Source organism: Klebsiella sp., from assembly GCF_027492335.1.
GTDB lineage: Bacteria > Pseudomonadota > Gammaproteobacteria > Enterobacterales > Enterobacteriaceae > Klebsiella > Klebsiella huaxiensis.
In genome coordinates, this window is the sequence record NZ_JAPUEW010000059.1 from 1 (window position 1) to 9934 (window position 9934).

General features: G+C 50.5%; 12 protein-coding genes. 6 read left to right on the forward strand and 6 right to left on the reverse strand.

The annotated features are described in order from the left end of the window. The first annotated feature begins 293 nt into the window (after positions 1–293). Positions 294–725 carry a universal stress protein gene (locus tag QVF11_RS18005; RefSeq protein WP_112214301.1) on the forward strand — a complete coding sequence of 144 codons (432 nt, stop codon included), beginning with the start codon at positions 294–296 and terminating at the stop codon, positions 723–725. A gap of 56 nt (positions 726–781) precedes the next feature. Here QVF11_RS18005 and QVF11_RS18010 read toward each other — a convergent pair whose 3' ends face one another. Both QVF11_RS18010 and ydfG read right to left on the reverse strand, forming a co-directional pair. Next, positions 782–1468, reverse strand: a complete 687-nt coding sequence (locus QVF11_RS18010) for a GntR family transcriptional regulator (RefSeq protein ID WP_110274099.1) — start codon at positions 1466–1468, stop codon at positions 782–784. A gap of 88 nt (positions 1469–1556) precedes the next feature. Next, positions 1557–2306, reverse strand: a complete 750-nt coding sequence (gene ydfG / locus QVF11_RS18015; RefSeq protein WP_287858533.1) for a bifunctional NADP-dependent 3-hydroxy acid dehydrogenase/3-hydroxypropionate dehydrogenase YdfG — start codon at positions 2304–2306, stop codon at positions 1557–1559. 160 nt (positions 2307–2466) lie between these two features. Between ydfG and dcp the strand changes: the two genes are divergently transcribed. Continuing rightward, positions 2467–4524 (forward strand): peptidyl-dipeptidase Dcp, encoded by a 2058-nt coding sequence (gene dcp / locus QVF11_RS18020; RefSeq protein ID WP_287858535.1) that lies wholly within the window; start codon positions 2467–2469, stop codon positions 4522–4524. 134 nt (positions 4525–4658) lie between these two features. On the opposite strand, the gene QVF11_RS18025 is transcribed toward dcp, so the two are convergent. Beyond that, positions 4659–5198, reverse strand: coding sequence for a DUF2058 domain-containing protein (locus QVF11_RS18025; RefSeq protein ID WP_112214296.1), 540 nt, complete (start codon positions 5196–5198; stop codon positions 4659–4661). 209 nt (positions 5199–5407) lie between these two features. Here QVF11_RS18025 and QVF11_RS18030 point away from each other — a divergent pair, with 209 nt between their 5' ends. Further along, positions 5408–5719: a hypothetical protein gene (locus QVF11_RS18030; RefSeq protein WP_287858537.1), complete on the forward strand. Its 312-nt coding sequence runs from the start codon at positions 5408–5410 to the stop codon at positions 5717–5719. Between the two features lie 42 nt (positions 5720–5761). On the opposite strand, the gene QVF11_RS18035 is transcribed toward QVF11_RS18030, so the two are convergent. Then, complete coding sequence (locus tag QVF11_RS18035) at positions 5762–6034, reverse strand: ElaB/YgaM/YqjD family protein (protein WP_112214294.1); 273 nt, start codon at positions 6032–6034, stop codon at positions 5762–5764. A 108-nt stretch (positions 6035–6142) separates the two neighbouring features. Continuing rightward, positions 6143–6469, reverse strand: coding sequence for a hypothetical protein (locus tag QVF11_RS18040; protein WP_142513881.1), 327 nt, complete (start codon positions 6467–6469; stop codon positions 6143–6145). 277 nt (positions 6470–6746) lie between these two features. On the opposite strand from QVF11_RS18040, the gene QVF11_RS18045 reads away from it, so the two are divergent. The 3 genes from QVF11_RS18045 (at position 6747) to QVF11_RS18055 (ending at position 8494) form a co-directional block, all read left to right on the forward strand. Then, on the forward strand, positions 6747–7001 hold the full coding sequence (locus QVF11_RS18045) for a hypothetical protein (RefSeq protein ID WP_112214427.1): 255 nt from the start codon (positions 6747–6749) through the stop codon (positions 6999–7001). Between the two features lie 28 nt (positions 7002–7029). Then, positions 7030–7290, forward strand: a complete 261-nt coding sequence (locus QVF11_RS18050; protein ID WP_112214426.1) for a hypothetical protein — start codon at positions 7030–7032, stop codon at positions 7288–7290. 103 nt (positions 7291–7393) lie between these two features. After that, positions 7394–8494, forward strand: coding sequence for an AAA family ATPase (locus QVF11_RS18055; protein WP_287858539.1), 1101 nt, complete (start codon positions 7394–7396; stop codon positions 8492–8494). 125 nt (positions 8495–8619) lie between these two features. On the opposite strand, the gene QVF11_RS18060 is transcribed toward QVF11_RS18055, so the two are convergent. Then, positions 8620–9870, reverse strand: coding sequence for an MFS transporter (locus QVF11_RS18060; protein ID WP_112214291.1), 1251 nt, complete (start codon positions 9868–9870; stop codon positions 8620–8622). Positions 9871–9934: the final 64 nt, after the last annotated feature.

The window sequence follows — 9934 nt, forward strand, 5'->3', positions numbered from 1 at the left end:
ACACAACCCGCTACGGGGGAGACTTACCCGAAATCTGATTTATTCAACAAAGCCCATCTGCAGGTGAGGGGAACGACCTCGATTATCGGTTAATGCAAATCAAACCATCAGCGTAAAAATTGATCCAGATCGTTGAATACACATAACTTTAGCTATCCATAGTTAAATATATATAATTTATATTTATTTTAATGAATTAAATATTTATTTGGCGGATGTGTTGTTCTCCCGTTGTGATAAATATGGCATGATGGCTTAAATTATTTAGTTTCTTGAGAAAAGGAGAACGGACTATGTACAAGAAAATATTGTTGCCCGTAGACGTTTTTGAAATGGATTTAAGTGACAAAGCCGTTCGCCATGCGGAGTTTTTGGCCTCAGCGGATGAAGGTGAAATCACGCTGCTGAACGTATTGCCAAACAGCAGTAGCTCAGTTCTGCGCGGTTTCGCTGCCGATATTCGTAAATTTGAAGCATATATGCGGGAAGAGTCAGAGAAAAAAATGAAATCGCTGTCCCGTCTGTTCTCAATTCCTGCTGAACGCATTCACTCCCGGGTCGTGTTTGGTAACGTGCGTGATGAAATCTTAGCGATCGGCAGTAATGATGACTATGACGTGATTGTGATTGGCTCGCGTAAGCCGGGCATTTCTACTCATCTGTTGGGATCCAACGCCGAGTCGATTATTCGCTACGCTAAAATACCAGTTCTGGTGATTAGATAACATCGATAGCCTGAGCATTTAGCGGCAGGTGAGGGACTCTGCCGCTATCTATATTTCTACTCTTCGCTGAACCAGTCGCTATTTTCCTGACGTACAAGCAGAACGGACTCACTAATTTCCTGCAGGTGCAGGCTCATCGCCTTTTCTACGGCATCCGGGTTACGGGCGACCAGCGGCTGGAAAATATCATAATGCTGGCGCAGCATCATATCGGGAGGAGTGACGTGATCGAGACTCATGTAACGCACCCGGTCAATGGTGGCTTTAATATTTTCGACGGTATCCCAGGCTAACTGGCAGTCGGCAATTTGCGAGAGCTTCTGGTGAAATTCATCATCCAGCTGAAAGAAATCATTTAACTGTTGGCGTTCGACCGCAGCACGCTGCTGATTGAGATTTTGCTCAAGCTGATAGAGCTGTTCATCATTCACCATCCCGGCGGCGCGGCGCACCACAGCGCATTCAATGGCCTGGCGGACAAAACACCCATTACGCACCTGCGAGAGGGAAATCTTGTTCACATAGCTGCCGCGCTGTGGGCGAATCTGAATCAGGCCGTTTTCCGCCAGTTTAATAAAGGCTTCACGCACTGGCTGACGAGAAACGTCAAAACGCACGGAAACTTCCTTTTCAGACAGTGGGGTGCCGGGCGGGATCAGGCAATGGACGATATCCCGACGAAGGATACGATAAATTTGCTGGTTTACAGGCTGTGTCGGATTCAGTTGGGATTCTGCGGCCATTGTGCTTACTTTTAAATGGAATTTTGCGCTATTTTACGCGTTTTTTGCTTTCCAGCCCAGACCCGGTCTGCTGACCGGGTCGTTGAGCTTAGCCCTGACGGTGAACGTTCAGACCGGCAAAACTTTGGCTGACTGGCATCATTTCAAGGGTGTTGATATTGACGTGTTTCGGTAGGGTTGCGACCCACCAGACCGCTTCGGTTACATCTTCCGGCGTCAGGGCTTGCGTATTCTCGTAAGCTTTGTCCGCTTTGGCGTCATCACCTTTAAAGCGAACGTTAGAGAATTCAGTTCCGCCTACCAGACCGGGTTCAATATCGGTCACGCGAACGGCGGTGCCGTGAAGGTCGGCGCGCAGATTCAGACTAAACTGGCGGACAAAAGCCTTCGTCGCGCCGTAGACGTTACCGCCAGCATAAGGCCAGCTACCAGCGACTGAACCGATGTTGACGATATGACCGCGGTTACGTTCAACCATGCCAGGCAGAACCGCACGGGTCATGTACACCAGCCCTTTATTGTTGGTGTCAATCATATCTTCCCAGTCTTCAACGCTGGCTTTGTGTGCGGGTTCGAGCCCCAGCGCCAGTCCGGCGTTATTAACCAGAACGTCAATGGCTTGCCACTCCGCGGGCAGCCCGGCGACCATCTCTTCGATAGCCGCACGATTACGCACGTCCAACTGCGCGGTATAAATGCTCTCGCCCAGCTCATCCTTCAGCGTCTTCAGGCGCTCTTCGCGACGCCCGGTGGCAATAACTTTGTGACCGTTAGCGACAAAACGGCGAGTAATACTTTCACCAAAACCTGCTGTTGCTCCGGTAACCAGGATAATCATCTTACTGTTCCTCAACGCTTTTTGTGTCTTTATACCATAGCACGCGATATCGGCGACGGGTAATGGAAATCGTCGGACAACATTTGACGAGCGGGGAAATCATTGCGGTCAATCAATGAGTTGCCTAATCTTACAGGATAATCGTGTTCAGGAGATGATGATGTTGGACAACAACCCTTTTTTAAGCGTCAGCCTGCTGCCTTACCAGGCACCGCGTTTTGATTTGATTTCAGATAGCCATTACCGCCCGGCCTTTGATGAAGGCGTACGGCGTCAACGTGAAGAGATTAGCGCGATCGTTAATAACCCGGCTCCGGCGGATTTTACCAATACGCTGATGGCTCTGGAGCAGAGCGGGCAGCTGCTGGCGCGGGTGACAAGCGTCTTCTTCGCTATGGCTGGAGCGGATACCAACCCGATAATTCAGGAGCTGGATGAGCAGTTTTCTGCTGAACTGGCTGAACTGGGCAACAATATCTGGCTCAATGAGGCGCTATTTGAGCGTGTAAAACAGGTTTGGCAGCAGCGTGATTCTCTCTCTCTGGACGCTGAATCCATGCGTTTGCTGGAGGTGACCTGGCAACGTTTCACCCTCGCAGGCGCAATGTTGGCAGAAGAGCAAAAAACGGTGCTGCGGGCGCTGAATACGGAAGCTGCGACCCTGCAAAGTCAGTTTCAGCAGCGTCTGTTGGGGGCGGTGAAGTCTGGTGGTCTGGTGGTAGATTACGCCCACCAGTTGGAAGGGCTTAGTGAGGATGAAATAAGCGCAGCGGCAGAAGCGGCGCAGGAGAAAGGTTTAAAGGACCGCTGGTTGCTTGCGCTGCTTAATACGACTCAGCAACCCGCGCTGCTTTCCCTGCAGGACAGGCAGACGCGAGAAAACCTGTTCGCTGCGGGTTGGACGCGTAACCAAAAAGGCGATGCCAATGATACCCGCGAGCTGGTATTGCGGCTCGCGGAGATCCGGGCCCGTAAAGCGCAACTGCTTGGGACCGCTGATTATGCCAGCTGGTCGATGGCTGACCAGATGGCAAGAACCCCTGAGCAGGCCTTTGCCTTTATGCGGCGGATAGCCCCTGCGGCGCGAGCCAGAGCCGAGCAGGAGCTGGCGGATATTCAGCAGGTTGTCGATAATGAAGGCGGCGATTTTCAGGCTGCGGCCTGGGACTGGCTCTACTATGGCGAGCAGGTGCGCCGGGCGAAGTATTCTATCGACGAAGCGCAACTAAAGCCGTATTTCGCCCTCGACCGCGTCCTGCGCGACGGCGTATTCTGGGCCGCTTCTCAGCTGTTTGGCATCCGCTTTGTTGAGCGTTTTGATATCCCGGTTTATCACCCAGATGTGCAGGTATGGGAAATTTTTGACGCGAACGGTGAGGGGATTGCGCTGTTTTATGGTGACTTTTTCGCCCGAGATAGCAAAAGCGGCGGGGCGTGGATGGGCGTTTTTGTTGAGCAATCAACTTTGCGCGCGCAGCATCCGGTCATCTACAACGTCTGTAACTATCAGAAACCCAAGGCTGGCCACAGCGCATTGCTGTCGTGGGATGAGGTGATTACGTTATTCCACGAGTTTGGTCATACGCTGCACGGTCTGTTTGCCAGCCAGCGGTATGCCAGCCTCTCAGGCACGAATACGCCGCGTGATTTTGTTGAGTTCCCGTCACAGATTTTTGAACACTGGGCCAGCGAACCACAGGTATTCGCCCACTATGCGCGGCATCATCAAACCGGTGAAGCCATGCCGGAAGCGTTACGTGATAGCATGTTCCGGGCGGCGAAGTTTAATAAAGGTTACGACATGAGCGAGCTGCTCGCGGCGGCGCTGCTGGATATGCACTGGCACAGCGTGTCGACGGAAACGCTGCCGCAGGATGTTGATACCTTCGAAGTGACGGCGCTGCAAGCGGAGAATATGGATCTTTCCGCCGTGCCGCCGCGTTATCGCAGCAGTTACTTCTCACATATTTTCGGTGGCGGCTATGCCGCAGGCTATTACGCCTACCTATGGACGCAGATGCTGGCGGACGATGGCTATCAGTGGTTCGTTGAGCAGGGCGGTTTAACCCGCGAAAACGGCCAGCGCTTCCGCGAGGCGATTTTGTCGCGCGGCAATAGCACTGATTTAGCTGAACTGTATCGGCAGTGGCGCGGGCACGATCCTAAAATCGAACCGATGCTGGAAAATCGCGGGCTGAGCGAGCAGGGCGTTTTATAGTCAGTTTTGTAAGCCGGGTAAGGCGCTAGCCGCCACCCGGCAGAAATGCGAGAACAGAATCTAAAGCCGGTTTGTTTATCGTTTGAAACTCCGGGAAGGGCTATTTCCTCTGATAAACATCGGCAAAATGTGAATTACCACATCAAATCGTCGGGCACTTTAAAATCAGCATACGGATCATCTTCATCCTGCTCTTCCTGATTCAGCGCGCTGTTTAAAACAATACTGTTCGCATCTCGCTGCGCGATTTTATCGGCCACGATCGCGGGGATAATTGCGTATTCACTCTCGCCACTGCCATCACTAACCAACCGCGCAATGGCGAGACGGCCGTTAATCAGCTGAGTTTGCGTTGTCTTATCCACAACAACTTTTTTAATTAAGTTGTTATCCGTGAAGTTAAAATCAATATTGCCTTTTGCAATGACGATTTTGTTCATTTCAATGAGCTGCTTCACCTGAGCTTTATACTCTTTAGATAAAACAGCTTGTTTTTGTTGTTCGCTTAGCTGTTTGTCACGTTCAAGCTGCGCTTTTTTATTTTCTTCCACAGCCTCTCTTGCTTCGCGAGCCTGAACTCGTGATTTCTTTGCTGTTCTCTGGACTTTAGCCATCTTTTTGCTGGTGACTAGTCCTGCTTTTAGCATCTGCTCTTGTAAGGTGAGTTTTGTCATCTTCGCTTCTAAACCCGTTGAAAAATTTTTGCGATTATACCTGTAATTTTAGCTGATGTGTCAGTGCGCGGGGATGACGGTGCGATACGGTTAGATCGAGGTGGACCTGGTGAACCATTCAGTACAGACACGGAGTGCATAAAAAATCACATAAAGTGGTTTATTTTTGTTATAAATGCATCTTTGACGGTTTTTTAAGGAAGTTGAAGATGATTGTCAGAACCTGGCACGGCTGTGTTCCTGTTGATTTTGGTGAAGCGTTTGCAGACCATTTGCAGTTAACCGGCGTGCAACATTCTGCGGGTATCCCTGGAAACGCGGGAGCGTTTGTCAGGCGAGAAACTCAGGGAGAATGGGAACATTTCTTTCTGGCGACTTACTGGGAGAATCTGGATGCGGTCAAAGCATTCGCAGGTGAGAATTACCATGTGGCGGTAACCTACCCTGATGATGAGCAATTCCAGCTCTTGTCCGATCCCTATGTCTTTCAGTTTGATGTGGCGAACGTCGTGGCGATTTGAGGGGGGGTAATCACAAAAAATTAAGGCCCGAAGGCCCTAATTTCACTTACGTCCGGCCAGTAAACCAATGACCAGCCCGATGGCACCGGCGGCTAGCAATCCGGTAAGCGGGTTTTCTTTGACGCGCTCCGAAACTTCGGAGACCGCATCTGACGCCTGGGCCGCGTATTTACGCGCCGCGCCTTTCAACTGATGCTTAGGCGAATCTACCGCATCACCAAATTGCTGTTGGGCTTCCCCGGCAATTTCGTTGACTTTGTTACCGACCTTATCCGCCAGATTTTGCGCGTCGTTTTCATAATCTTGTGATGGCATGTGATTCTCCTTTCGTTTGACTCATTCAAGTCTAGTGGCTGACGGAAGAAGTTCAAATGCAAAGGCCGCTGCGGCTGTATTCCAGGATTTTTCTAAAGACCGGATGAGTTATACGCTGCCGTGCTTTTTCAACACGCCTTTGTCGTCAAAAATAAACATAATCGACTGCCCAAGTCCGTTCTGGCAGACAACGCCATCGGCGTTGGTTTTATCAGTGATACCCTGGCACTCCATATTGCTGACGTAAGGACGAATCTGGCATTTTAGCGTTTTGCCATCTTCAATAATCAGTTGTTTAGATTCGCTGAGCTCATTTGCCGCAGGCGCTGGGCAGGTACCTTCACCCCAGTTAACGCCATGGTGTTTGTCAAAAGCCGAGCAGCCCTGCAATAGCGCAGTCCCTGCCAGAAAAAGCATCAGATAGTGTTTCTTCATTATATAACCTTGGTTGTTGTTTTCCGCTTCAGTATAGGAAACAACCTCGCCATAAAGCCTTCGCCAGAATTAGTGGTTTTTCAGATATTTCAATTGATTGAGATTATTCTGAGTAATAAAATCCACATAACTTGCTTTCTGCCAAAGCGATGACTGATAAATAAGAGCTATTGAGATTCACAATTCCTCTTTTTTCCTTCATCATTTGTCAGCTTTTGCTACTAATAATCAGCGTTTAGCTCAGCATAAGAAATTTATTTTTTTACTCAAGGTCGGTATGAACTATAAGAATGTACTGAAGGTTACGTTACTGCTTGCTCCCGTGGCGTTGCTGAATCTGTCCACGCCTGCCTGGGGCGCGGATGCGACGAAAACAACAACCTGTCAGAAAGCGCCGCCTGCGGTGGACAAAGAGGGCGTGCCGCTACCGCCCGTTGTCGGAAAAGAGGGGACTCGGCCTGCTCCGGCAAATGGCAAACCAGGTCATGACGGCCCCGCTGCAAACTGTCAGCCAGTGGCTATCGAAAACTAATCATTGACCTCAACCCGGGAGGGATATGGTGCACCCGTTAATTAAGGTCATGCTGGTAGGTGGCAAAGGGGATGGCTTGCTAGTCAGCGTCGCCGATACCGCGACAGAAGTTTCCGTCACGCCTGCGCAGTACGGCGCAAAATCTGGTCAGCCGCTGAGCTATCGGATTGTGTCGCAAACTATCGATGATGAGCGCTACTTTTTCGGCGTTTTCAGTGAGAGCCATGAGGATACGGATAAACTCAAAAGAGTGGCGTTGACTCGCGGCATGAAAAAGTTCTTCAGTTGATCCGATGCCGGACGGCTATCTGTCGTCCGGTTGGGTCATGTTTCGTTTTCCTCCCGCCTCCGATACAGTATAGCGATACGCCTTTGCACGCTTCGGAAACGCTATGATTAACCACATCCGCATTAAAAACTTCAGATCGGTCAGGGATATCGAGCTGGAGCTGGGCGCGCTGAACATTGTTTTCGGCCCCAACGGCTGCGGCAAGTCCAATATCTACAAAGCTATTCATCTGTTAACCGCCTCTGCCGACGGACAATTTTCCGGCTATATCAGTGATGAGGGCGGACTGGAAAATATTATGTGGTCAGGGCCGAGTGCGCCAACGGACCGCTTTCCGCGACGGCTGCAGATTGCCTGTCTGACCGATGAGTTCGACTATGAGTTACAAGTCGGTTTTCCGGAAAAACTGCCTTATCCGACCCAGTTCGTGCTGGACCCAATTGTCAAAGAGGAGTCTATCTGGCTGGCGGGCTTTTCCAGACGACCTTCATCGCGCGTGCTACAGCGCAAAAATCAGGCCGCGTTTCTGGTAGATGTTAACGGTGAAAAAAGCACCTTCACCGATACTATTTATGAAAACGAATCCATCTTTGGTCAATTGGTTGAACCGCATCGCTTTCCGGAGGTCTCTCGGGTCAGGGAGACCATGCGTCGCTGGCGTTTTTATCACGAGTTCAATATTGGCAGGCACTCGCCGCTGCGCCAACCGGCGGTCGGCTACCGCTCGCCGGTGCTTGATAGCAATGGGCATAATCTTGCTGCCGCCTTTCAGACTATTGTGGAAATCGGCGCGGAGGAACTGCTGCATGAGATCCTCGGCGAGGCCTTTCCGCAATGCACATTCTATTGTGAGAATGAGAATTCACGTTTCTCAATGAAGATGCGGCGTAACGGTGTTTACCGGCCTTTACTGGCCTCCGAGATGTCCGACGGCACGCTGCGTTTTCTGTGCCTGGCGGTGGCGTTATTGAGCCCTCGTCCACCGGCGTTTCTGGCGATCAATGAGCCGGAAAACAGCCTGCACCACCAGATGTTTCCGGCTCTTGCCAGATTAATTGTTGAAGCGTCTCGCTATAGCCAAATCTGGTTGACCAGCCATTCTGCCGAGCTTTCCGAATTAATTTCCTCAATGGCCGAAGCGCGAATTTATGCGCTGGAAAATAGCGATGGAGAGACGCGGATTACAGGAGAGATGCCTCTCTGACGAAGATATATACCCTAAGTAATTCGAGTTGCCGGATTGCGGCTAACGCCTTATCCGGGCTACAAAACAGAGAAATTATAAATTGGTGCAGATGTGCCGCCGGGTTATTTCCGGCGGCATCTATTTTATGCCGCTGCCGGGAGGAGCGTTTTACTACCTTTCAGGGTAAATAGTGAGATAACCGTAAAGCTCAGGGTAATACAACCGAGGATCAGATAAGCCTGATGGAAGCCAACGGTATCGTACATCCGCCCAACCCACGCTGATAGCACAACGCCCGAAAGTTGTTTCGATAAATTAAAACCAATCAGGAACAGCGTGGCAGAGAGTTTTGGGTTAAAGGCCGACGAGATATATTTAAAGGTGCCCACCAGCAGGAACGGAACTTCAAACATATGCAGCATTTTTAAGATAACCACTTCCACCGCCGAGGTAGCAAAAGACGATCCTAAAATACGCACTGACATAATCAGTCCGGCGGTCAACAGGGCATTCTTGGCACCAATTCGGTTAACAATAGCCGGTGCGCAGAACATGATTAGTGCATTAAGTAGTTCCCCGCCAGTGGTGACGAAGCCAAAGATTTCGGTCCCACGCTGCGGGCTGGAGAAGAAGCCTTTAAAGAAGTTGGCGAACTGCTGGTCGAAGACGTCATAGACGCTGGCGACGCCAACGACATAAATGATGAAGCCCCAGAAACGTGGCATCCGCAGCAGTTCCGCGGCGGTGCGCATGGAGAAGGCCTGGCGATTAGCACCCAGCGCGTCGATAACTTGCTCACTATTGCTGCTTTCCGGTTTTGATACCCACAGCAGCACGCCAAGGATCAGCGCAAAGCCGGAGGCGATCCAGAAAGTAATGTTGGGATCAATACCAAATAAAATGCCGGTGATTGATGCACATAGCGCCCAGCCGATACAGCCGGAGACGCGAACCTTACCGTATTCAAAACGGTTAGCGCGGCTGACGCGTTCAATATAGGCTTCTACTGCCCCGGAGCCGCTGGAGAATACGATCCCCAGGTAAATCCCGCCCGCCAGCGCGCCCGCGATGATATTCATCTGCAATAGCGGTGAGAGGATGAAAATAAAAAATGGCGCGAACAGGATTAATAAAACTGTGATGGTCCACAGCAGATGCTTGCGTAGCCCAAGCTTATCTGAAATCAAGCCAAATATGGGCTGGAAGATAATGGCGAAGAGCGAAATTGAGGAGAAGACGATCCCCGTTTCGGTTTTGGTTAAATGGTTAACTTCCGCCAGCCACACCGGGAAAAAGGGAAAGTAAGCCGACATAATGAAATAGTAGAAGAAAAAGAACAGCATAAAGTAAAAGAAGTTATGCCGTTCTCGGGGCGCGAGTTCAGAGAGTTTCATTGTGAATATTCCATATTATTATGCCTGTAAGGTTGGGGGCTTTCGCCCCCGATTATTATTGGAA

Coding starts and splice junctions, on each gene's coding strand:
- QVF11_RS18005 (WP_112214301.1), top strand. CDS start 294: ATGTACAAGAAAATATTGTTGCCCGTAGACGTTTTTGAAATGGATTTA.
- QVF11_RS18010 (WP_110274099.1), bottom strand. CDS start 1,468: ATGGCCGCAGAATCCCAACTGAATCCGACACAGCCTGTAAACCAGCAA.
- ydfG (WP_287858533.1), bottom strand. CDS start 2,306: ATGATTATCCTGGTTACCGGAGCAACAGCAGGTTTTGGTGAAAGTATT.
- dcp (WP_287858535.1), top strand. CDS start 2,467: ATGTTGGACAACAACCCTTTTTTAAGCGTCAGCCTGCTGCCTTACCAG.
- QVF11_RS18025 (WP_112214296.1), bottom strand. CDS start 5,198: ATGACAAAACTCACCTTACAAGAGCAGATGCTAAAAGCAGGACTAGTC.
- QVF11_RS18030 (WP_287858537.1), top strand. CDS start 5,408: ATGATTGTCAGAACCTGGCACGGCTGTGTTCCTGTTGATTTTGGTGAA.
- QVF11_RS18035 (WP_112214294.1), bottom strand. CDS start 6,034: ATGCCATCACAAGATTATGAAAACGACGCGCAAAATCTGGCGGATAAG.
- QVF11_RS18040 (WP_142513881.1), bottom strand. CDS start 6,469: ATGAAGAAACACTATCTGATGCTTTTTCTGGCAGGGACTGCGCTATTG.
- QVF11_RS18045 (WP_112214427.1), top strand. CDS start 6,747: ATGAACTATAAGAATGTACTGAAGGTTACGTTACTGCTTGCTCCCGTG.
- QVF11_RS18055 (WP_287858539.1), top strand. CDS start 7,394: ATGATTAACCACATCCGCATTAAAAACTTCAGATCGGTCAGGGATATC.
- QVF11_RS18060 (WP_112214291.1), bottom strand. CDS start 9,870: ATGAAACTCTCTGAACTCGCGCCCCGAGAACGGCATAACTTCTTTTAC.